This window comes from Manganibacter manganicus (assembly GCF_002075885.1).
Lineage (GTDB): Bacteria > Pseudomonadota > Alphaproteobacteria > Rhizobiales > Rhizobiaceae > Mesorhizobium > Mesorhizobium manganicum.
Genome location: NZ_MDET01000026.1, coordinates 18,355 through 39,059, shown reverse-complemented (window position 1 = coordinate 39,059; position 20,705 = coordinate 18,355). Strand labels below are relative to the sequence as shown.

Genomic DNA, 20,705 nt, shown 5'->3' with positions numbered 1-20,705 from the left:
AAGCGCGCCCGATGCCGCGATGTTGCCGGCGTCGAGTTCATCGCGGAGATTGGCGCCGGCGCCGGGCATAGATAGCGGCGCTGGGCGCCCCTGCGGCGGCGCGGCTTGCGCGAAAGCTTGTTACGCCTGAGAGGGACTAACCAAGTTCGCCATTTCCAGTTGTTCCCGTTTGTATCCGGCGTGTTGCGGGGTCCAAGTTTCGCCTTCACGATTGAACCAATGGCACAAGACGGAGCCCGAGGCAGCTGTAGCATCGCCGACAGTCATGTTGGGGCCTCCTGACTTCAGACGGACCACATCTCCGTCTTGAAATTGTCCGCCATCGTGGGCCCTCCTGATGTTTGAAAACGCTTAAAGGTAATCATACGTAGGACCTGGTGGCAACAGGCCAAGCGCTCGTCCAGTCGCAAGCGGTGTCACCCAGAATGGAGCGAAACCTTTTTGTAGCTTTCGGCTGCCGGAACAGAGACGCCATGACATTTCTCCGTTCGGAGCTGCATCTACAGTCAATCCCGGAGATCTGCCGCTAATGGCCGAACTCATGCGTATTGCCCGCGAGCTGTCTCGGCTGATCGCCGAGCGCGGCAGGCCGAGAATGATCGTCAGCGACAATGTCCTAAGCGCGGAAGGAAACGGAGCCTGCAATCAAGGCCTCTCTGTTCGTCAGCGTGCTCTTGCTGCGTGACGTTGGTCAAGTCATCGAACCGAGCGGTTTCCGCCGGCAAGGGAAAAGGTCTCGTCCATAGCAGACACAGGGTACGCACGAAGGCGGCCCTCACCGTCCTCAACACGAGCTTCTGATCCAGGCGGAAGACCCGAACATTATCTACAGGGTCATCGAAGCGGTGCCCTCACGGCTCTAGCTGACAGAGGTTCTTCCCCCTGGCACCCGCCCTTCAACGAAGGGCGGTAGTCGGAAACACCTTTGACGGCGGCGTGCACGACACGCGCCATCTTGGCGGTAGTAGCGGTCATTGCCTTGCGGCGCAGATCGGGATTGTCGCGATCCCTCGCGATGTAGCGTTCGAACTTATGACGGAAGCCGTTCTCCCGCTGGCGGATGGCGACTTGCCCGGCGATCCACAGGCTACGGCGCAGCCGAGCATTGCCGATTTGGAAAGGCGGGTCCGGCCTCGATATTGGCCTGACTGCTGTGTCAAGAGGTGATGAGCGAAACGGCGAAGATCGCCGGCTTCGGCAATGACGGTCAATGCGTTGATCGGTCTGATGCCCGGGATTTGTCGCAGGAGTTGATAATCCCGGCTGTGCCGCAACAGCTCGTCGGCCTGCGCTTCGATCTCATTGCGCTGCCGGATCAGGCCGCGTGCTTCGGTCGGAAAGCGATGGTTCTTGTAGCGGGCGGCAGCTTCGGACATGCCTGGTGCCTAGCGCCAATCCGTTTACGCAAAAACAACGTGACAGCACCACCTTGATTCTTCCCGTGAAATACCGGAGGAATTGACGATTGATCGGCGGCCTGATTCGGAGCTTGTCCATGAGCGGAATGCGAGCAGCCTTGGCTGCGATTGTCCTGGCCGCTTCAGGTACTTCCGCCCTGGCCGACAGCAGTTCTCCCTTCATTTATTTTGCCACTGAAGATCCGTTCTCTGCCGGTCAACCGACGAAGAACGATATCTATGTCTTTGGTGGCGTGTTTGCGTCCGGGTCCTTCGGCAATACGATCAACGCCTTCCGCGCCGACTATACCAACAACTACATAATCGGAGCTGCTTACGGCCGCGACCTCGCCGATATTGGCGCTGGTTTCGTTTTTGGCGGTGTGACTGGGGCTGCCGTGAGATTTGGCGAGGACGACGATACATCCGGAGAACTTTGGGCCGGGGTGCGGCTTCGCCACCAGGGCCTTGTCATCGGGGATTTGGCGATTGCGCCGGCGCTGACGGCCGGTTTGAGTGCCGTTACGAGCACCACCGAGATCGAACGCGAACGCGAAATCTATTACGACGGCGATGCATCGTTCCTTGGTTTCATCGGCGCGGAACTTTCTTTCAGGCTAAGGCAAGCTCCCAACGTTGAACTTGTCTATCAGCTCCACCACAGATCCGGCGCCGGTGGTACGTTTGGAAACATGGGAGAGGGTTCCAACGCGAATACGGTTGGAGTGCGTTATCGCTTCTAATGGTAAAACCTAAGATTTGGTACCCGCAACGGAATACCCCGCTCTCGACCCATTCAAGACATACGCCGGCAGCGTTTGAGGTCAGCATTCTTAGATAAATCAACCCTTTGTCGCGGCTGGCCATCACGCTCACACTATTGCGCAGGCGGTCAAAGACGTGTGTCTTGACCGTCGGTAGCATAAGGGCACGAAGGATCGCGTGATGCTGATGCCTAGATTGGCGAGCACCGTTGTCGGCTGCGCGACTACGTTTCCGGCATCGGAGCGAAACCGGTTGGCTGATGCCTCGGAAAACGAATTGCGGGGCCTGTCACATTGTTTGACCGGTAGGCATGCGGAAGCGCTGGGCGCGTTTTTCAGGCAATCTGCAGGGCCACAGCTTTCCATTGGGCGATGGCTTGAAGACGATGATTTCGGAGTTGGGAAGCGGAGCGGTTTGTATGGGACGGAACGAAGAGATGGCGGACCGCTGAAAAGACCGACACGAAATGTTGCAGGCCGCCGATCGATCGGAAGCCCTGAAGTACGCGTTCGCGTTTGCGAAACGGCACATGAGAATTCTCCGCCCGGTTGTTAAGGCCCTTGTGCGATCGGTGCTCGACATTCGCCATCACCTGGCGTCGCGGCACCGTAGGAGCGCAGCTTGTCCGTGATCATGCGCTTCGGAGCGCCACCCTGCTTCTTCAACAACCGGGTCAGCAAGCGCCGCGCAGCCTTGGTGTTGCGGCGGGTCTGGACGATCTCGTCGAGCACGTAGCCGTCCTGGTCGACGGCGCGCCACAACCAGCATCGCCTGCCATTGATGCTCAGTACGCCTCCGACGAGGGCCGCAGGATTTCGGTGGCCGCGCGTGGTAGCGTCAGGACATGGATATCGATGAAGACAAGATCGACGATGCCGTGCTGGCGCTATTGTGGATCACGCTTCATGACGAGCGCTACGCCTGGAAGGGTTTCGACTGGGCAACGACAGATCGGCTCCACAAAAAAGGAATGATCGGCGATCCGGTGAACAAGTCGAAGTCGTTGGTCCTGACGGATGAGGGCCTGGAGCGGTCGGAGAAGCTGTTTCGGTCCCTGTTTACGCGGCCGCCGCGATAGCTGTCGTCATTTGCTCCTTCCACCGCCACGGCAGCAATTCATGCAGGCGGGAGGCCGGAAGGTCGGCGATGCGTGCAAGGACATCGGCGAGCCAGGCCTTGGGATCGATGTCATTCAGCCGCGCGGTCGTGATGAGGGTGAGCATGACGGCGGCCCGGTCAGCGCCACGATCCGAACCGGCGAACAGCCACGCCTTTCTGCCGCAAGCTACACCACGCAACGCTCTTTCCGCAGCGTTGTTCGTCATGCAGATCCTGCCGTCGTTCACATAGCGAGCGAAGTCAGCCCAGCGCGACAGCATGTAGTCCATGGGCTCTCTCACCGACGATGAGCGCGAGAGGCTGGCCCGCTCGGCTCTCAGCCATTCTTCCATATCGCTCAGCAGTGGCTTGCTCTTTTCCTGCCGGACGGCAAGCCGCTCGGCCGCGCCCAGGCCGTTGATGTCGCGCTCTATGGCGAACAGGGCATCGATGCGCTTCACGGCTTCCAGAGCAATCGGCGAGACCGGCCTCGCTCCTTTGCCGCGCCGGGCATTGCGCGCGACATCGGCCAGTTCGAAGAACTTCCGGCGCGCGTGGGCGAAGCAGAAGGCGGGTGTCGCCGGCATCTGCCTCTTCGTCCGGTCGAACAGCGGATTGAAGCCGTTGTAACAATCAGCCTGAAGGATGCCGCTAAAGTCGGCAAGGTGTCTCTGCGGGTGCTCACCGCGCCGATCCCGGGAGGCGTAGAACACCGCGGCCGGAGGGGCGGCCCCTGCAAACGGCTGATCGTCCCGCACGTAAACCCATATGCGTCCCGTCGTGCATTTGCCCTTTGCCAGGATCGGGATCGTCGTATCGTCGCCATGCAGCCGTTCGGCCTGGAACACATGCGCCTCTATCATGTCGAAGAGAGGCTTGACGGCGAAGGTGACATGGCCGACCTGGTCGGCCAGCGTCTGGGTCGACAGATCGATACCTTCGCATTTGAACCGCGTACTCTGGCGGTTCAGCGGCATATGCTGCCCGAACTTATCGAACATAACCGTCGCCAGCAGATTGGGGCCAAGGAAGCCGCGCGGCGTGGCATGGAATGGCGCGGGAGCCTGGCTGATCGCCTCGCAGTCGCGGCAGGCGAACTTCTCGCGCACCGTCTCGATAACCTTGAAGCGGCGCGGGATCTCTTCCAGCGTCTCGGTGACATCCTCGCCCAGCTTCGACAGCCGCGATCCGCCGCAACAGGAGCATGTCGTCGGCGCTTCGATGACGATGCGCTCACGCTCGATATTCTCCGGCCATGGCTTGCGCACCGGCCGCTTGCGCGTGAAGGCGCGCACAGTCTGCGTTTTGGCCGCGGCATCTTCGGCCGCCATTTCGTCCTCGGCGGCCGACGCCACGAGTTCCTCGAGCTGCAATTCCAACTGGTCGATCAGCCGCTGCGTGCGCTCGCGGCGCGGCCCGTGCTTCTCGCGCTCCAGCTTTCCGATCAGCAACTGCAAATGCGCGATCAGAGCCTCGGTACTCGACAGCCGCGCCTTCGCGTTGGCCGCTTCCGCTTCAGCCTCGATCCGCGCCGCGCGTTCGGCCAGCAGCGCCGCATGGGCGCTGGCAAGGTCCGACGGCAGGGAAAGCGGCGGCAACGTCATGCCGCCATTGAATCAGATTTCCCAACAATCTCAATGCATAAATCCCGTCAAACCCGTGTCGGTCGCCAGGTTTCCTGCGGCGCTCGCCAGTCGATTCCGGACAGGAGATAAGAGAGTTGTGCCGGCGAGATCGCCACCGCACCGCCTTCGGCGGAAGGCCAGATGAACTTCCCGCGTTCCAATCTTTTTGTGAACAGGCAGGCCCCCTGGCCATCATGCCAGATCAATTTTATCAGATCGCCGCGCTTACCCCTGAAGCAGAACAGATGGCCTCCCAGCGGGTCATGCTTCAGCACCTCCTGCACCTGCAACGCCAACGACGGAAAGCCACGGCGCATGTCGGTATAGCCCGTCGCCAGCCACACCCGAACGCCTGCCGGGATCGGGATCATCGCAGCGTCTCCAGGCCGCGCAGAATCCGCAGCAGCGCATCGACGTCAACATCGCGGTCGACAATGACGCGCCGGCCGTTTGCGCTCACGACCTCCATTAGTCCGCCACCCGCTGCTACCCGATTCAACGGAGCCGACATGCGCGTCGGATCGTCCGGCGTGATCACCGCAGGCACGAAGCCCTCAACCCGAACCCCGCCAAGCCGGCCTTCCCGCAACAACTGCCGCCAGCGATACAGTTGCGAGCGCGAGACATCGTGCTTCAGCGCTGTCGCCGACACCTGGCGGCCATCACCGGAAAAGCCTTCTTCAACGATCCGGAGCTTCGCCTCGTCGGTGAACCGACGCCGCCGGCCCGTGCCAACGATCTCAAGGCGGCTCACTGTCCGAAAATTGTCCTTATCCCTGTCCATAAGGACAATCCGACAGATTCACAGCAGCCCATCAAGGCGGCCCAACTCGGACGCTTACGATGCTCACCGCAACTTCATCGAGGTGCCAGATGTCATCCTTGGACGCCGGCTTGCGGCGGATGCGACCGGCATAGTCGGGTCCATGCTTTCGGCCCAGCGACGGATCGTCTCGTAGGAAACGGTGATCCCGCGCGCAGCAGCATCTCCTCGACATGACGCAGGCTCAACGGAAAGCGGTAATAGAGCCAGACAGCGTGAGCGATGATCTCGGTCGGAAAGCGATGGTTCTTGTAGCGGGCGGCAGCTTCGGACATGCCTGGTGCCTAGCGCCAATCCGTTTACGCAAAACAAACGTGACAGCCCCTGCCCACCATCTCCGACGCAATGCAGCCGGCAATTTTTCGCCAGTACCGCCGTAGTTGCGTCGGCCGCTTTCAGTAACGATCCGCCATGTCCGGCGGCGGTGGGACACGACCCTCTACGTACGTACCTCGCTCGCCTAACTAACCGCGCACTCGGAAACAAAACGAGCTGAACGGCCAGTGGGCCGGCGCAGCGGTAGGGCTCGGCGCGACGGCAGGCTCGGCGCGCCCGCCGTCCCTTGGCAAGACGGCGATAGTCGTTGGGTGAGAGGGTCAAGGGTGACATAGGCCTCGATGCTTGATCGATTCCGGTCGGCCCCTCACGGGTTATCTCGGGCGGCCCATGTGAAGGATCAGTTTTGACTAGTCGACGGCATTGTTGCGTCGACGGTTCGGCTGGTTGTTTGATGCAGTGACTAACGTTCGCGCTTCGGCATAAGGTCGATCTAGGTTGCGAGGCGATCGAGATAGCTCCTGGCGAATGCGCGTGTGGCATCTCCGGGACCGTGCCGTCGTCCTCGATCAGGCCGGCGCGCGAGACGAGATAGACCTCGGGCTGCCCCATGACGATTGCTTCGAGAATGAGCATGATTATGCGATTGAGCGCCGCGGAGCCGATGTTGCCAGGTGAGGTTCCGACAATGCCTGTCGGCTTGCCGGCCCAAGGCGTTTTGACCCCAAGGCCGCGACGCCCAGTCGACCGCGTTCTTTATGGTCGACGGGATCGAGCGGTTGTACTCCGGCGTCACGAAGAGCACCGCCTCCGATGCGTCGATATGGTCTTTCAGGATCGCCCTGGAGATCGTCATTGTAGAGCGGCAGATCGAGATTGCGGTAACGGAACGAAAACCGCTCCGCCCCCAGTTGCTCGAGCGCTTTCGCCAGTTCGCGGTTTTATGCTTCCCGGCAGAAACTGCCGACGAACACTGCTATCACGCATCGTTTTGCTTTCGGTTCGACGGATGTTCGGGCGAAGCAGGTCATATTAGCTGCTCTTGGCGATCTGCTTGCCGATATTCTTTTGCGCCCGGTGGAGCATCCATGTCGGCACCAGCGCGATCAGGAAGACGGCCATGACGACGAGGAATCCATCCTGGAAGGCGAGGGTCTGCGCCTGGATGGAAATCGAGCGGCCGAGATAGAGCGTGGCGGCCGGCACCTGCTGGAAATCGGGCAGCCCCGCGATCTTCATCATGCCGGCAACCTTGGCCAGTAGGTCCATGGTCGTGGAATTGGCGTCAGTTTGCGTCGCTGTGAACGCGCCCGCATGAAAGGTCTCGCGGCGCTCGACGAGAATGGCCAGCAGGTTGACGCCGAACGCTCCGCCAAGCTGTCGGACGAAATTGACCGCGCCGGATCCCTGTCCTACCAGCTCCTGCGGAAGCACCCTGACGGACGCGGCCGTGAGCGAGGGAAAGACGAAGCCCAGCCCGATGCGCGAAAGCACGGTCCACCAGGCGAACGTCCAGAAGGTCGTATCGACGTCGGCCGCGCTGGTGAGGTAGGCGGACCAGGCGAAGACGAACATCCCGCCCCCGATAAGCAGCCCGGCAGGGAGCCTGTCGGACAGTCTCCCGGCGATCGGAAAGATCAGGACGAGGATCGCGCCGGACGGCATAAGCAGGAGACCGGCCTCCGTCGGCGGGAAACCCTGGATGGTCTGGACGAAAAGCGGGACCAGGTAGGTCGAACCGTAAAGCCCCGCGCCAAGAACGAAAGCCACCAGCGAAGCGGCGGCGAACGGGAGATGTGCAAAGAGCTCGAGATCGAGCATCGGCTTTCGGGAATGCCTCTCCCACCAGACGAAAAGACAGGCCGATGCCGTCGCGATGGCGAACTGCAGCAGGATCGAATCCGATGTCCAGCCTTCGCGCTCGGCGTTCGTCAGGCCGTTGAGGAGCATGGCGAGGAACACGCACAGAATTGCCATCCCGGTCCAGTCGAAGCGCCCGCGCGGCCCGGTTCGTGCCCGCGTCGGCAGAAAAAGGTTGGACAGGATGATCCCTATGATGGCGAACGGCACGCCGAGGAAGAAGACGTAGTGCCAATTGAAGCTGTCGATGAGAATGCCGCCGATCCAGGGACCGAGCGCGGGCGCCAGCACGACGCCGATCCCATAGATGCCCATGGCGGCGCCTCTCCTGTCCCTTGGGAAGACCTGGAAGAGAAGGACCATGGCAAGCGGCTGCACGAGGCCGGCTGCCGCTCCCTGAATGACCCGCGCGATTGTCAGCACGTTTTCGTTCGGTGCGATGCCGCCCAGGATCGAGCCGCACATGAACACCGCAAGCGCCGCCGTCATCGAGGCGCGCAGCCCGAAATTCTTGTCCGCCCAGTCCGTCAGCAGCATCGTGGCGGTCATCGCCGCAAGGAAGCCCGTCGAGATCCATTGCGCCTGCACCTGGCTGATGCCGAAGGTTCCCATCACGTCTGGAATGGCGACGTTTACGATCGTCGTCGAAAGCACGACCGCTACGGCTGCCACCATGACGGTGCCCGTCGACAGCCATCGGTAGGCTGGCCCGTATTGCGCGAAGAGATCGTCAATCGACGACATCGATCGAGACCTCCACCATCATGCCGGGGCGCAGCAGACCGTCGTGCTGCTCGATCGAGATGCGGATCGGAAGGCGCTGCGTGACCTTGGTGAAATTGCCGCTCGGGTTTGGACTGGGTAGCAACGCGAACTCGCTTGTGGCCGCCTGGCCCGTGCGCACGACCTTGCCGCTGAAAGTCATGTCCGGATAGGCATCGACCTCGATCGTGGCGCGCGCGCCGGGCTTCACGCGCTCGAAGTCTGTTTCCTTGATGTTGGCGTCGACCCAGACGACGTTCGGGTCGTGATAGATGAGCAGGCGAGACCCGGGCGAAACATACTCGCCGTCATCGACAAAGACGCTGTCGATGACGCCGTCGAAACCGGCATGTATCTCGCGATGAGACAGGTCGACACGTTTCTGCTCCCGTTCGGCAATGAGCGCCGATTTCTGGGTTTCGAGCGTGCCGATCTGTTTTTCAAGAACGCCGATCTGATCGGCATCGGATTCGGTGACCGCAAGATTGGCGCGCGCCGTGTCGATGTCGGCGGCGGTGACGCGCTCCTGCTGTTCGGCGGTTTCGAGCGCGGCCCTTGCCGCCTCCAGGTCCTGCTCGGTAACGACCTTTCGCTTGGCGAGGCTGCTGGCGCGCTGAAAATTGCTGCTGGCGTTTCGCAGCGTCGCCTCGCTTGCCATGTGGTTCGCCTCGGCCGCCCTGATCTGGCTTTGCCCCGCATCGGTCTTTTTCGCCACCTGGTTGCGGATCATGTCCTGCTGGCTCCGCAACTGTTCCTGTTGGGCGGCAACGCCGGCGATTTGCGCATCGAGCGCATCGAGTTCGAAGAGAACCTGCTTGCGATCGATGCTCGCTAAAAGCTCGCCTTTTTTCACCGTATCCCCGGCTATGACCGGAACCGCGGTCACACGCCCGTTCACTTCGCTGCTGACAGTGATGAGGTTCGCGGCGATGCGGGAATCGTCGATGGAAACATGGGACCATCGTTCGACGATCCAGCGCGCCGCTACGGCGCCGGCGCCGACGACGAGGACAGCCACCAGGACGAGTCGTACTCCGCGTTTCCGGAAAAGTGCGGGCTTTCGGCCAGCCGGCGGCGGAACGCGGTCAACCGCGGCGGTGCCCTGCGCATCCTTTCCGGGTTCGACCACGTCGTCCAACTCACATGCCCTCCAGCCGCTCGCCAATCTCTCTGAGCACCGCAAGAGCCCCGCGCAGATCCTCGCCTGGAATATCGGCAAGCAACTCTGCGCGCAGTTCGGCTGAAATCCGCGCGATTTTCTCGATGACCGGTCGTGCTGCGTCCATGAGGTGGATTTCCTTCACGCGCTTGTCGCCGTCGCACGGCCTGCGCTCCACCAGACCCTGCTTTTCGAGATTGTCGAGGACACGCACCAGGGTAGGACCTTCGACACCGAGCCGCTCGGCGAGTTCCCCTTGAGCGACGGGGCCGGTTCTCGACAGCTGAAGCAGGGCGATCCAGCGCGCCTGCGTAAGGCCGATCTGCCTCAATCGCTCGTCGAGACGCGTCCGCCAGCGTCGGCTGATGCGCCCAAGTTCGATTGCGAAGCCTTCGCCGATGTCCATTTTTTATAGCTTCCTATCAGATAGGGTGCTATCTTAATCCCACCAGCGAAACCTGACAATCAGTAGGAGCGCGATGTATAAAAACGTTCTCCTCGCCTATGACGGATCGGTTGAGGGCCAGTTCGCGCTTCGTGAGGGGGCGCGGCTGGCCAGACTTTGCGAAGCGAATGTTTTTCTGCTCGCGGTCGTCAATGTATCGACCGGGCTCGTCATGGCGGAAGGCGCCATGCCGGGTGCTGTGGAATACGAGCGCGGTGTCTACGAAGATGTGCTGGAGGAAGGGCTGCGCCGCCTCAGGCAGATGGGGTTCAGCCCGACCGGATGTCTCGAAACGGGTGACCCGGCACATCAGATCGCTGCAATGGCAGAAGAGATTGGCGCTGACCTTGTCGTCGTCGGTCACCGTCATCAGAGCAAACTCGCGCGCTGGTGGCACGGTTCGGTGGGTGCAAATCTGCTCGAGAGACTGCAATGCAGCCTGCTGATTGCGCAGTTGGATGACCCGGACGAGTATTCCATCAAAGATAGCTTGGTAGGCTCGATCTAAGCAGCCAACACTACCTTGCGGCGCCTCATATCCTATGCGTATCGAGCATAAGCAAATCAAAGATCTTGAGAAAATCTGATCTCCCCAGCCAGCCTCGGAGTTGACCACAGATGCGATTTCGCCGCATGGCCGATCATCGAGTGGATACGTCCATAGCGACAACCTTCTGCGGCGCTTTCCGGCTGGGCCGGGCTGATTGGCGCACGCCATCGCCGCAGGCAGATGGAGGGATCACAAGCTTGCGCGCCAGCGCCACGATCATCGTCTTGCGCGTGGGCTTGCGGCCGTCGGCCGTGCGCGCCTGGAACCATTGGGCCAGCGCACTGTCCTTCTGGAAGAGGAGAAAGCGCCAGGCCAATTGGATCATTCCATGCCGCACGCGGGCACTTATAGCGCGGCGATCTGGATGAGACCTGCGCGACAATTTGTGGTTCTTCCGCATATTTGGTGCAGGTTGCGGGATTCACGAACGGTGCGAATAAGTTCATAGAGTCGGAATCGCAGTCGACGCCGTGATTTGCCCGTGCTCCATGCCTTCCGCTCGCTGATTTCACCCGAGCTTTCGATTGTCCAAATTCTCCCGCAGGCTGACAGGGTGGTGCTCGTCGCTCGGCCGAAGGCGATGGAAACGTGCTGTCCATGTTGCGGCCGCCGAACCCGCCGCGTCCACAGTCACTACATGCGCCGGTTGACCGATCTGCCGTGGCAGGGGCGGGTTGTCGAAATCCGGCTCCACGCACGACGGTTTCGATGCGCGAATTCACAATGCCCGCGCCGGATCTTCACCGAGAGGCTTCCTGAGACGGTTCAACCGAAAGCCCGGCGCACGGCTCGGCTCGGCGAAAGCCAGCTGGCGATCGGCTTCGCTGTAGGTGGCGAGCCGGGCTCGCGCCTGTCGGACAGGCTCGCCATGCCGGTGAGCGGCGACACCCTGTTGCGGATGATCCGCGCGGCCGGGTTCGAGCCGCCGGAAGCGCCGCGGGTGGTTGGCATCGACGACTGGGCCTGGCGCAAAGGACAGCGCTACGGAACGATCATCTGCGATCTGGAGCGCAACCGCGTGCTGGATCTATTGCCGGATCGAAATGCCGACACGGTCGCATCATGGCTGGAACGCCATCCTGGCATCGAGGTTATCGCGCGCGATCGTGCCGGCGTCTATGCTGAGGGCGCCCGTCGCGGTGCTCCCGATGCAACGCAGGTCGCCGACCGCTGGCATCTTCTCCAGAACCTGGGCGAAGCGTTGCGTCTGGCCGTCGGTCGTCATCGCAAGGCGGTCAGCGCCGCCGGAAAGGCTATGGCGTCCGAGATGGCCGGAAACGCCGAAGCCGAGCCGGAACCACCGGTAGAAACTTCCTCGAAACTTGATTGCCTGCGCCAGTCGAGGCGCAACCAGCGCAGTGAGTTCTATGCTGAAATCCTTCAGTTGCGGGAGGCCGGTCTATCGCCGCGACAGATCGCGCCCCGGATTGGCATGAACGTGAGAACTGTCGAACGCTGGCTTGCAGCGGGCGGTGAGCCCGAGCACCGGCGGCCGCCCTCGCGCTCCGTCCTCATGGATCCTTTTCGAGACTATCTCGAAAAGCGCTGGGAGGAAGGCCAGCACAACGGGCTGCAGCTGTGGACCGAAATCAAGCACCGTGGCTTTGAAGGCAGCAGGGCGACCGTCTACAGGTGGACCGCCGCCCGTAAGGAGCGGTCATCGACCACTCCACCAAATTCGCGGTGGCGGCCGCCATCGCGCCGGAATTGTGCATGGCTCCTGAGCGAAGACCCGACATCTCTCGATGAGCAGACCAAGCGGTTCCTTCACCATCTCCATGAAAATGCGCCGGAGCTTTCGATCGCGGGTGAACTCGCCCGCCGTTTTGCTGCAGTGATACGCGGCGACGATGATGCCGGCCTCGAGCAATGGATCGCCGATGCCACGGGCAGTGAGCTGGCCTCCCTTGCAGCAGGCATCGGCCGTGACATTGAGGCTGTCCGGGCGGCAATCACCCAGCCCTGGAGTACGAGCCCGGTTGAAGGCCAAATCAACCGCCTCAAGACGATCAAGCGCCAGATGTACGGGCGCGCCGCCTATCCACTTCTCCGGAGCCGACTGCTGGCAGCCGCTTGACCCAACCGGACAAAGGGACACCCGAAAAAGTAGTCCCTGCACCAAATATGCGGAAGAACCCTTGTTTGTCGCCGCGCATTACGGCTCGCCGGAGATCTGCACCGAACCGCCTGACAAGAAGCTCGGCAGCTTCGGGTTCCGCAAGAACGCCAAGTTCGCCTACGTCTATGACATGGGCGACTGGTGGGAGCATGAAATCTGGGTCGAAGATCGGGAAGTGGTCAAGGAACGCGGGCGATATCCGGTCTGCATCGGCGGCGCGGGCGCCTGCCCACCGGAGGATTCCGGCGGCCCCGACGGTTATCTCGATCGGCGAGACGACGCCCTTGGCCTGGACACCATGAATGATCTGGCGACCATGGCGGAGTTTGTCGAGCAGGTTGTTCTCAATGGCGACCGCGCCATGCTCGATGACGAAGATACGCGCCATGCAGTCGAGTGCGCGATCGACCGGTCGCGCGCTCGCGCGCCGTTTATCGCCTGCGGGTCTTCTCGGCGGGACGTCAACAAGAGCTTTCGCCAGGAAGAGCACCGGCGGCTGATGCATCAACGGTTGATATGAATGATCGCCGCTGAGGAACCGAAAGCACGGCTCCTTTCCCCTCCCAAGCATTCTGCAAAATTGGATTGAAAGGCAGGCGATGAAGATTGAACTCAAGCTGCGGATCGCCATGGCAGACGGCTGCGTTTGCGAGGAAGGGGTCTGAGTCTCGACAAACCCCATGATCGGCTTGAGGCAATCGGCCTGTCGCTCGCCGAGGCCAAGGATCTGGCCGCCTGCAGGAACATATGGTCGCGGCGCAAGCAGCGAGCTTTGCCGCAGAACGGCGATGCTGCTCACATTGCGGCCGTTCCCAGCGGAGCAAGGCCGCGCGGTGATCGCTTCCGCACGCCATTCAGCGACGTGCCGATTTCCAGTCCGCGGCTGCACCGTTGTGCTTGCACTGCCGGCGAGGGCAAATCCTTCAGTCCGCTGACGGAGCTCTTTTCCGAACACGTCGCACCCGAACTGCTCTATCTCGAAACCAAGTGGGCTTCTCTGGGGCGTCCATCCCATCAACGCCAATGCGATAGGGACACAGCACTGTCAGGCTACATCAGCCAGAATCACTTCAATCTCGAATCGAAGCGACTGTCCCGGTTCGGTGAAGGAGACAGGTTCGTTCCTGCCGTCTTCCGACCTTGCAATAGAACAGGGCTCGATAGACAGCACACCGCAACGGGGCCGCAAGTCCCGCCAAAGCTGAAGCCAGGGCAAGGTATCGGTCGACCAGCGGAACGCGACGGTCGCCCCGCCGCCATCGACGCGGCAGACTACTCGGCCAGGAGGAGCCACGTGCAGAGTCGATTGCGCGGGGGCCGGCTCGTGCCGTGGCAGCGGGCCTGTCAACACGACACCGTCGAGGCTGATCTCGGTGCCCTCCCGATGCAGCGGATAGCCCAGGTTGAAGTGATAAAGCGCCATGATCGGTGCCGGATCTGGTCCGATCACCTCGACTGTATCGACGATCCGGAGCGTCGATCCGCCAATGGGGGTCTCAATACGGCGATGAAGGCGATGGCCGCCTCCGCCCAATGTCCACACGACGAACTCGCCCTCGCAGTAGAGGAGAGGTTCGGCTGTGTTCCAGTCCTCGCCGTAGCCGTTGAGGCGCGCCGGCGTGAAAGGCGCCGAGCCATGCAGGGGATGCCCGTCCGCCGGCTGGCGGATGTGCTCGAACCCACAAGTATTGAGAAAGCCCCCGAAGGCGCGGTTGAAAGCCTTGTCGCCTGCGCCGGCCCCGGCGGACGGAATCCGAAAACCCGCTGGGCTCTGCCATGCGAGTTGAATGCCGCGCCACGACAGGGTGGCGATGTCCATCCCCCGTCCCGCCGTGACCCAGAAATCGAGGCCGCCGCCAGTTGAGAAGGCAAGTGTCTCGATGCCTGCTTCCGGTCCGTCCGAAAGGACGAACCGCTTGACGCTGGCGATCTGCCTCAAATCACCGACAAGCGCGCGGAGCGCTTTCGCCGTGGGTGCCGTCCGTTTCGCTGTCATTGATGCCGGCTTCTATGTCTTCACCACGCGCTGGCCCGATCGATCGAAGAGATGCCATCCCTCGGCTCTCGGCCTGACGTGGATGATGGTGCCGGCTCCGATGCCGTCTCTCAGGGAATGACCTTCGGCCGGCAGCTTGACGGTCAACGGTCCCGCATCGATGGTTCCGAAGACAAAGACGTCCGATCCAGTGTATTCGACGGCGCGGATCGCGAGAGGCGCGGTCCCGGCGAGCGGCTCGGCCGAGACGTCGAAGGCTTCCGGTCGGATGCCAAGCGTATATTCGCCGCCGGTCGGCATCTCGGCTTTCCTTCCGGGCAACGTCAGACCGTTGAAGATTATCGTGTCGCCGTCGACATGGAGGCTGCCCTCCAGAAGGTTGATCTCGGGCGAGCCGATGAAGCTCGCGACGAAGCGGTTGCGTGGCTCCTCGTAGATTTCGCGCGGCGAGCCGATCTGCTGGATGCGTCCGTGATCTAGCAATACGATGCGATCGGCCATCGTCATCGCCTCGATCTGATCGTGCGTGACGAAGATCGACGTCGCGCCGAGCCGGTCGTGCAGTTCACGCAGCTCCAGCCGCGTGCGGGCGCGCAGTTTGGCGTCAAGGTTCGACAGCGGCTCGTCGAACAGGAATACACGCGGTTGGCGCACGATAGCGCGCCCCATCGCGACGCGCTGGCGCTGGCCGCCAGAAAGCTGCGCGGGTTTTCTGTTTTCGTAGCCTTCAAGAGAGAGCATGCGCAGCGCCTCGGTCAGGCGCTCCCGGATCACCGCGTCCCCTGTGCCGCGCATTCGCAACGCAAAAGTCATGTTCTCGGCAACCGTCATGTGCGGATAGAGCGCATAGGACTGGAACACCATCGCCATGTCGCGGTCGCCGGGATCGCGGCCGGTGATGTCCTCGCCGTCGATCGAGACGGTTCCGGCGTCGATCTTCTCCAGGCCGGCGATCATCCGCAGCAGCGTCGACTTGCCGCTTCCCGACGGGCCCACAAGCACCACGAACTCGCCCGTTCGGATCTCAAGGTCGAGCGGTGGAATGACTTCGACGCTGCCGTAGAATTTCTGGAATCCCTGGATAGTGACGTCGGCCATCAATGTCTCCCGCGCCGGCTGGGCCGTATCGGCCTCGAGACGCTCATTTCACGGCGCCCGCAAGCAGGCCGCGCACGATGAAGTTCTGTCCGAGCAGAATGAGCAACAGCGCCGGAACGATCGAGAGCAGCGTTCCGGCGGCCATCTCTCCGTAGCGGATGTCGTATTCCTGCGCGAACGTCGCGATCGCCACGGGCACCGTCATCGTGTCGCGCGACGTGAGGGTCAGCGAGATGGCGAAGTCGCTCCACGAGAAGATGAAGGTGAGCGCGGTTGCGGCGATCATGCCGCCGCGCACGAGCGGGAAGGCGATGCGCCAGAACACCTGCCCGTAGCTGCAGCCATCCATCCTTGCCGCCTGGATCAGTTCGCGCGGCAGCGCCCCGACGAAGCTCATCATCAGGAACAGCGCCATCGGCAGGTTGTGCACGGCATGCGTCATGATCACGGCAAAGTAGGTGCCATGCAGCCCGACCGACGAGAACATAAGGTACCAGGAGCCCACGAAGGTGAGCGTCGGCAGCATGTGGAACAGCAGCGCCCAGCCGAGCAGCGCCCAGCGCACCCAGGGACGCACATTGAGGCAGGTCAGCGTGAAGGCCGCCATCGTCGCGACGACGATGACGATCGCCGTAGAGGCGATCCCAATCACCGCGCTGTTGAGGAGGTTCGTGAGGAAATCGGACTGGCGCGAGAACAGGAGTTCGTGGAAATTAATCCAGGTGAATGGAGAAATGGTGGCGCCGGTGATGATGTCGATCTTGAACTTGAAGGCGTTGGACAGCACCCATAGCGTCGGCCCGAGGATGACCAGCGCATAACCCCACACGACGGTGTTGGCAAGGATACGGGAGCCGAGACGCAACGTCATGACACAGTACTCCGCTGCGCGGCGCGGCGTTGCGCCAAGCCGCGCGCAAGGATGATGACGACGGTGATCGCAAATAGCGTGACGATCGACATCGCCGAGCCATATCCGACCTGGTCCTGGCGGAAGAAGGTGCGATAGATCGAGAAGTTGACGACTTCCGTGGCGGTGCCGGGGCCACCGGACGTCAGAAGGTAAACCTCGTCGAATACTTTGAAGGACAGGATCACGCGAAACAGCAGCGTGACGATGATGGTCGGCATCATCATCGGCAGCACGACGTGACGAATCTGCTGACAACGGCTTCTCGTGTCCATTCGGGCCGCCTCGATGACCTCGCCATCGAGCGACTCGAGCCCGGCCAGCATCAGCAGGAAGACGAAGGGCGTCCAGTGCCAGATGTCGACGAAGATGACCGAGGCGAGTGCGATATCGGGGTTGCCGAGCCAGTCGACCGGCCCGAGTCCCAGAAGCCTGAGAAGCATGTTGGCCAGCCCGAACTCACGCCCCATGATGAGGCGCCACATGGTGCCGATGACGATCGGCGGAACGACGATCGGCAGCAGGAAGATGCCTGTCAGCATGGCCCTTCCGTAGGATCCGGCTGTTCGCACGGCGAGCGCCATCGAGAAACCGAGCACCATCTGGCAGGACACGGCGGTCACGGCGAAGAAGGCCGTATTGCGCACGCCGTCCCAGAACACTTTTTCGGTTGAAAATAGCCGGTGGTAATTGTCGAGGCCGACGAAGGAGAAAGCCGAGGTCGCCTCGCGCCATTCGACATGGAAGAAGCTCAACGCCAGAAGATTGACGACCGGGAACGCGGTTAGAACGATGAACAGTGCGACCGCGGGCAGCAGCGAGATCGCGATCCAACGCTTGTTGCGCCGCTCCTTGTAGCTTGGCTCATTGGAAATCATCGCATCGATCCTGCCCCGGGAGTGACCGCTGGCCGCAGCCGGCGCCGCCTCTCACTACAGATCCGGAAGCTTCGTGACGGCGAAGCCGTTGCGCTCGAGGACGCCGGCCAGATCGGCGGCGGCCTGGTTGAGTGCCTGGGCCGGCGTCATCTCGCCGATTACGGCGCGGTTGAGACTGAGCGCCATGGCGTCGGAGGCCTCCGCGGCCTGCGCAAAGGGTAGACCCATCACCGCGTGCTGGGCATTTTGCGAATAGGCGCCGATGAACCGGAACGCCGCGTCATCGCCAAGATCAGCCCCAGTTATGTCGCCCCTGACCGGTACGCCGCCGGCCCGCACGTAGTCGACCTGCCGCTCCTTGGCGGCAAACCAGTCGAGAAATGCTAGGGCTGCCTTCTGTTTCTCGGGTGGGACGTTCCTTGGGATGCCGGCCACCCAATGGCCGGCGCTCGATGCGACCGTGCCGGCCGGACCGGCGGGCAGCAGCGCGGCGTCGATCTTTCCCACGACGCGCGAAGCATTGGGGTCTTCGAGCTGTCCCCAGGCGGCGATGACGGCAATCGCCTGCGCGCCCTTGCCGGTGGCTAGAAGCTGGATCAGTTCGCCCTGTGCGATGTTGCCGGGTCCGGGAGGGCCTGATTCCGTGGCCAGCTTCACATAGGTTTCCAGCGCCTTGAGGGCTTCGGGGCTGTTGACGACGACATCGGCCTTGCCAGAACCGGCGATCCTGAAGAAGGCCGCGTCATGGCTGAAGAGGTAGGGAGTGAAGTTGTAGACGATCGAGTCTCGGGCGGCACGCGGCACGAAACCATAGGCCTCCCCCTCATTCTGGATTGCCTGTGCGTTGGCGAGGAGTTCGTCCCACGTCTTGGGCGGCTGCAGGCCGAGCTTCGCGTAGATGTCGGTGTTGTAGTAGAGCACCTGCACGTTGCCGTTGACCGGCACGCCCATTAGCGCGCCGCCACCGGCAAATGTGCCGGCCTCGGCGTCCCAGTTTGTCGTGTCGCCGTAGGTCAGCACGCCCTCGGGCAGCCCATAGCCTGCCTGGACGTCGCCGAGGGGGGCGAGGAACCCGCCCGAATAAATCTCGGACAGCCAGAGCGAATTTACGTTGACAATGTCGTAGGCGCCCTGGGCGCCTCGCACGGAGTTGCGGATTTTTTCAAGGAGGCCGCCGAAAGGCGTGACATCGAGCTCGACCTTGTTCCCGGTCTCCTTCTCGTATTCGTCGACCATGGCGACGAACGAGTTGAGCCATGGCGACTGGTTGATCGCCATCGTGATCGGCGGCTGGCTCTGGGCAAGGGCTGCGCCGGCGCCTGCCGCGACGATGAAGGCGGCCGCGCAGGCGCGTAGCATGCTCCGGCGCGAGAATGGGGTGATGAAAGACTGCATTGCGATTTCCTCCCTTTGTTTGATTATTCCGCCGCGGCCGTGTCGAGCGACATCCACCCGAAATATTCCGGCGGCGCATCGTGCTCACGCAGGATGCGGATCGCCGTTTGGCGCAGCCGAGCCTCCACCGCCGGATCGTGAATCGGGTTGAGCTGATTTGGATCGCTCGCATTGTGATAGATCGCGGACTTGAAGGCGCCGAACTTCGTGCCGTCCAGTCCGGGTGGTCGCCGTGCCTCGTTGAGCGCATCATAACGCAGCAGCTTTTGCCCCTTAGTAAAGTCGAATGGTTCGGCCAGCGCGGCTGTCTTCATCTCGTCGCCATTGAAGAAGCCGGTCATGTGGGTCGGCATCAGCGTGTATTCGCCGAGCCGCTCGTCAAAGAGGTTCTCCGGATAACGGAAATAGCTGTATTCGCCATCCGTGACGCCGATCGGCCCGCCGAACATGCCGAAGATGATGGCGTCCGGTCCCGGGGCGCCGGCCATCAGCGGCAACAGCGAGCGGCCGGTGACCTCGGGCGGGCAGGGGCGGTCGAAGATGTCGAGAAGCGTCGGCATCAGGTCCGTCGTCTGCGTCAGCCCAGCGATGCGCGCGCCGGCGCGGTCAGCGAAGCGAGGGTGATGCATGATCAGCGGGATATGCGAAATCTCCTCGTAGTAGGGAGTCAGATTCTTGCCCCACCAGTCGTGTTCGGAAAGCAGGAACCCGTGATCGGTGGTGAGGATAAGGCAGGTATCCTTCCACAGATCGTGCTCATCGAAATAGTCGAGCAGCTTGCCGAAATAGGCGTCGCACATGGCTACGAGCGCCGCATAGTTTGCCCTGATCTCGGCGATCTCGGTCGCGTTCTCTCGGACTGGAGCATATTTGGGCCAGTCGAGGATCGGGCCGTTATAGGCGGTCCGATAGGCATCCTTGTATCGGTCCGGGGCATGGAAGGGTTCGTGCGGATCGAAGCATTCCAGGTGCAGCATCCAGTTGTCGGCGCGGCGGTTGTCGTCCAGGAAGCGGAACGTCCGCTCGAAGCATTGCGGGCCGGGAAACTCCTCTTCCAGCGCAATCTTCTCGCGGTTGATCTGGTGTTGGCGCCGCTTGGGCTCGGTCGGCACGTTGTAGTGCCGATCCGAATACATCTCCTTGAAGCGCTCGATCGGAGGTTCGATCATGGCGATCCACGGGTCGTATTCCTGACCCCGGACGAATTCCCATGTCCGGTATCGGCTGTGATAGGTCGCGCCGCCATCCTCGAAATAGTGGAAATGATCGCTGATCAGGTGAGTGTAGACGCCGGAGGACTTCAGGATTTCCGGCATCGAATTGTCGAAAGGCTCGAGCGGCCCCCACGAGCGGTGCATGAAGTTCAGACGGCCGGTGTGAATGTCCCGGCGCGCCGGAATGCAGGGAAGCGAACCCGCATAGTGCTTGTCGAAGGTCATGGCGCGGCGCGCGAACCGGTCGAAATTCGGCGTCGCTACCTGCTCGCCGCCATAGCAGCCGAGTGCGGTGCGGTTCAGCGAATCGAAGAGCACGAAGATCGCACGCATGC

20 protein-coding genes and 5 pseudogenes are annotated in these 20,705 nt (G+C 61.9%); 7 read left to right on the top strand and 18 right to left on the bottom strand.

Translation table 11 applies throughout. The annotated features are described in order from the left end of the window. Window positions 1-120: 120 nt before the first annotated feature. The gene (locus tag BFN67_RS16350; protein ID WP_080920626.1) at window positions 121-267 is read right to left on the bottom strand and encodes a hypothetical protein; all 147 of its coding nucleotides are present in this window, start codon (window positions 265-267) and stop codon (window positions 121-123) included. A 262-nt stretch (window positions 268-529) separates the two neighbouring features. On the opposite strand from BFN67_RS16350, the gene BFN67_RS24380 reads away from it, so the two are divergent. After that, window positions 530-685 carry a hypothetical protein gene (locus BFN67_RS24380; protein WP_158083524.1) on the top strand — a complete coding sequence of 52 codons (156 nt, stop codon included), beginning with the start codon at window positions 530-532 and terminating at the stop codon, window positions 683-685. Window positions 686-834: 149 nt separating this feature from the next. Here the strand turns inward: BFN67_RS24380 and BFN67_RS16345 are convergent. Beyond that, window positions 835-1,331 (bottom strand): annotated as a pseudogene (locus tag BFN67_RS16345) (transposase); the annotation flags it as partial. 164 nt (window positions 1,332-1,495) lie between these two features. Between BFN67_RS16345 and BFN67_RS16340 the strand changes: the two are divergent. Continuing rightward, window positions 1,496-2,140 carry a hypothetical protein gene (locus tag BFN67_RS16340; protein WP_139789219.1) on the top strand — a complete coding sequence of 215 codons (645 nt, stop codon included), beginning with the start codon at window positions 1,496-1,498 and terminating at the stop codon, window positions 2,138-2,140. Between the two features lie 356 nt (window positions 2,141-2,496). On the opposite strand, the pseudogene BFN67_RS16335 reads toward BFN67_RS16340, so the two are convergent. Beyond that, window positions 2,497-2,953: pseudogene (locus BFN67_RS16335) on the bottom strand (IS6 family transposase); the annotation flags it as partial. A 53-nt stretch (window positions 2,954-3,006) separates the two neighbouring features. Here BFN67_RS16335 and BFN67_RS16330 point away from each other — a divergent pair. Beyond that, window positions 3,007-3,240 (top strand): DUF6429 family protein, encoded by a 234-nt coding sequence (locus BFN67_RS16330; RefSeq protein WP_080920624.1) that lies wholly within the window; start codon window positions 3,007-3,009, stop codon window positions 3,238-3,240. Here BFN67_RS16330 and tnpC read toward each other — a convergent pair. The 8 genes and pseudogenes from tnpC to BFN67_RS16290 form a co-directional block, all read right to left on the bottom strand. Then, the gene (tnpC, locus tag BFN67_RS16325; protein WP_080920623.1) at window positions 3,221-4,864 is read right to left on the bottom strand and encodes an IS66 family transposase; all 1,644 of its coding nucleotides are present in this window, start codon (window positions 4,862-4,864) and stop codon (window positions 3,221-3,223) included. The two genes, BFN67_RS16330 and tnpC, sit on opposite strands and share 20 nt — an antisense overlap. Before the next feature lie 47 nt (window positions 4,865-4,911). Continuing rightward, entirely contained in the window at window positions 4,912-5,256 is a 345-nt protein-coding gene (tnpB, locus tag BFN67_RS16320) for an IS66 family insertion sequence element accessory protein TnpB (protein ID WP_080920622.1), read from the bottom strand. Then, window positions 5,253-5,669, bottom strand: coding sequence for an IS66-like element accessory protein TnpA (tnpA, locus tag BFN67_RS16315; RefSeq protein WP_080920621.1), 417 nt, complete (start codon window positions 5,667-5,669; stop codon window positions 5,253-5,255). Before tnpA ends, tnpB begins: the two co-directional genes overlap by 4 nt. Before the next feature lie 58 nt (window positions 5,670-5,727). Then, window positions 5,728-5,983 (bottom strand): annotated as a pseudogene (locus BFN67_RS16310) (IS6 family transposase); the annotation flags it as partial. Window positions 5,984-6,477: 494 nt separating this feature from the next. Further along, window positions 6,478-6,840 carry an NADPH-dependent FMN reductase gene (locus BFN67_RS25240; protein WP_204842195.1) on the bottom strand — a complete coding sequence of 121 codons (363 nt, stop codon included), beginning with the start codon at window positions 6,838-6,840 and terminating at the stop codon, window positions 6,478-6,480. A gap of 176 nt (window positions 6,841-7,016) precedes the next feature. Further along, window positions 7,017-8,588, bottom strand: coding sequence for a DHA2 family efflux MFS transporter permease subunit (locus BFN67_RS16300; protein ID WP_080920620.1), 1,572 nt, complete (start codon window positions 8,586-8,588; stop codon window positions 7,017-7,019). Further along, window positions 8,575-9,624, bottom strand: a complete 1,050-nt coding sequence (locus tag BFN67_RS16295; protein ID WP_204842193.1) for an HlyD family secretion protein — start codon at window positions 9,622-9,624, stop codon at window positions 8,575-8,577. The genes BFN67_RS16300 and BFN67_RS16295 overlap by 14 nt, the downstream gene beginning before the upstream one ends. Before the next feature lie 121 nt (window positions 9,625-9,745). Then, window positions 9,746-10,171, bottom strand: a complete 426-nt coding sequence (locus BFN67_RS16290; protein ID WP_080920618.1) for a MarR family winged helix-turn-helix transcriptional regulator — start codon at window positions 10,169-10,171, stop codon at window positions 9,746-9,748. A 73-nt stretch (window positions 10,172-10,244) separates the two neighbouring features. On the opposite strand from BFN67_RS16290, the gene BFN67_RS16285 reads away from it, so the two are divergent. Beyond that, on the top strand, window positions 10,245-10,718 hold the full coding sequence (locus BFN67_RS16285) for a universal stress protein (RefSeq protein WP_080920617.1): 474 nt from the start codon (window positions 10,245-10,247) through the stop codon (window positions 10,716-10,718). A gap of 133 nt (window positions 10,719-10,851) precedes the next feature. Here BFN67_RS16285 and BFN67_RS24900 read toward each other — a convergent pair. Beyond that, a pseudogene (locus BFN67_RS24900) lies at window positions 10,852-11,115 on the bottom strand (hypothetical protein); the annotation flags it as partial. 147 nt (window positions 11,116-11,262) lie between these two features. Between BFN67_RS24900 and BFN67_RS16275 the strand changes: the two are divergent. From BFN67_RS16275 to BFN67_RS16265, 3 genes and pseudogenes are all read left to right on the top strand, one after another. Continuing rightward, on the top strand, window positions 11,263-12,837 hold the full coding sequence (locus BFN67_RS16275) for an ISL3 family transposase (protein ID WP_080920629.1): 1,575 nt from the start codon (window positions 11,263-11,265) through the stop codon (window positions 12,835-12,837). A 61-nt stretch (window positions 12,838-12,898) separates the two neighbouring features. Then, on the top strand, window positions 12,899-13,399 hold the full coding sequence (locus tag BFN67_RS16270) for a plasmid pRiA4b ORF-3 family protein (protein WP_245295289.1): 501 nt from the start codon (window positions 12,899-12,901) through the stop codon (window positions 13,397-13,399). A 79-nt stretch (window positions 13,400-13,478) separates the two neighbouring features. Continuing rightward, window positions 13,479-13,879, top strand: a pseudogene (locus tag BFN67_RS16265) (ISKra4 family transposase); the annotation flags it as partial. Window positions 13,880-13,924: 45 nt separating this feature from the next. Here BFN67_RS16265 and BFN67_RS16260 read toward each other — a convergent pair. From BFN67_RS16260 to BFN67_RS16235, 6 genes are all read right to left on the bottom strand, one after another. Next, window positions 13,925-14,818, bottom strand: a complete 894-nt coding sequence (locus BFN67_RS16260; protein ID WP_158083523.1) for a DUF4432 family protein — start codon at window positions 14,816-14,818, stop codon at window positions 13,925-13,927. 69 nt (window positions 14,819-14,887) lie between these two features. Then, a complete protein-coding gene (locus tag BFN67_RS16255; protein ID WP_080920613.1) occupies window positions 14,888-15,973 on the bottom strand; it encodes an ABC transporter ATP-binding protein in 1,086 nt (361 codons plus the stop codon). Between the two features lie 43 nt (window positions 15,974-16,016). Next, window positions 16,017-16,844: a carbohydrate ABC transporter permease gene (locus BFN67_RS16250; RefSeq protein WP_080920612.1), complete on the bottom strand. Its 828-nt coding sequence runs from the start codon at window positions 16,842-16,844 to the stop codon at window positions 16,017-16,019. Continuing rightward, window positions 16,841-17,761 carry a carbohydrate ABC transporter permease gene (locus BFN67_RS16245; RefSeq protein WP_080920611.1) on the bottom strand — a complete coding sequence of 307 codons (921 nt, stop codon included), beginning with the start codon at window positions 17,759-17,761 and terminating at the stop codon, window positions 16,841-16,843. The genes BFN67_RS16250 and BFN67_RS16245 overlap by 4 nt, the downstream gene beginning before the upstream one ends. 54 nt (window positions 17,762-17,815) lie before the next feature. After that, window positions 17,816-19,156 carry an extracellular solute-binding protein gene (locus BFN67_RS16240; RefSeq protein ID WP_245295288.1) on the bottom strand — a complete coding sequence of 447 codons (1,341 nt, stop codon included), beginning with the start codon at window positions 19,154-19,156 and terminating at the stop codon, window positions 17,816-17,818. Window positions 19,157-19,179: 23 nt separating this feature from the next. Next, window positions 19,180-20,703, bottom strand: a complete 1,524-nt coding sequence (locus BFN67_RS16235; protein ID WP_080920610.1) for a sulfatase — start codon at window positions 20,701-20,703, stop codon at window positions 19,180-19,182. Window positions 20,704-20,705 lie beyond the last annotated feature (2 nt).

Coding starts and splice junctions, on each gene's coding strand:
- BFN67_RS25240 (WP_204842195.1), bottom strand. CDS start 6,840: ATGACGATCTCCAGGGCGATCCTGAAAGACCATATCGACGCATCGGAG.
- BFN67_RS16330 (WP_080920624.1), top strand. CDS start 3,007: ATGGATATCGATGAAGACAAGATCGACGATGCCGTGCTGGCGCTATTG.
- BFN67_RS16350 (WP_080920626.1), bottom strand. CDS start 267: ATGACTGTCGGCGATGCTACAGCTGCCTCGGGCTCCGTCTTGTGCCAT.
- tnpA (WP_080920621.1), bottom strand. CDS start 5,669: ATGGACAGGGATAAGGACAATTTTCGGACAGTGAGCCGCCTTGAGATC.
- BFN67_RS16300 (WP_080920620.1), bottom strand. CDS start 8,588: ATGTCGTCGATTGACGATCTCTTCGCGCAATACGGGCCAGCCTACCGA.
- BFN67_RS24380 (WP_158083524.1), top strand. CDS start 530: ATGGCCGAACTCATGCGTATTGCCCGCGAGCTGTCTCGGCTGATCGCC.
- BFN67_RS16285 (WP_080920617.1), top strand. CDS start 10,245: ATGTATAAAAACGTTCTCCTCGCCTATGACGGATCGGTTGAGGGCCAG.
- BFN67_RS16245 (WP_080920611.1), bottom strand. CDS start 17,761: ATGATTTCCAATGAGCCAAGCTACAAGGAGCGGCGCAACAAGCGTTGG.
- BFN67_RS16235 (WP_080920610.1), bottom strand. CDS start 20,703: ATGCGTGCGATCTTCGTGCTCTTCGATTCGCTGAACCGCACCGCACTC.
- BFN67_RS16240 (WP_245295288.1), bottom strand. CDS start 19,156: ATGCAGTCTTTCATCACCCCATTCTCGCGCCGGAGCATGCTACGCGCC.
- BFN67_RS16290 (WP_080920618.1), bottom strand. CDS start 10,171: ATGGACATCGGCGAAGGCTTCGCAATCGAACTTGGGCGCATCAGCCGA.
- tnpC (WP_080920623.1), bottom strand. CDS start 4,864: ATGACGTTGCCGCCGCTTTCCCTGCCGTCGGACCTTGCCAGCGCCCAT.
- BFN67_RS16255 (WP_080920613.1), bottom strand. CDS start 15,973: ATGGCCGACGTCACTATCCAGGGATTCCAGAAATTCTACGGCAGCGTC.
- BFN67_RS16340 (WP_139789219.1), top strand. CDS start 1,496: ATGAGCGGAATGCGAGCAGCCTTGGCTGCGATTGTCCTGGCCGCTTCA.
- BFN67_RS16250 (WP_080920612.1), bottom strand. CDS start 16,844: ATGACGTTGCGTCTCGGCTCCCGTATCCTTGCCAACACCGTCGTGTGG.
- tnpB (WP_080920622.1), bottom strand. CDS start 5,256: ATGATCCCGATCCCGGCAGGCGTTCGGGTGTGGCTGGCGACGGGCTAT.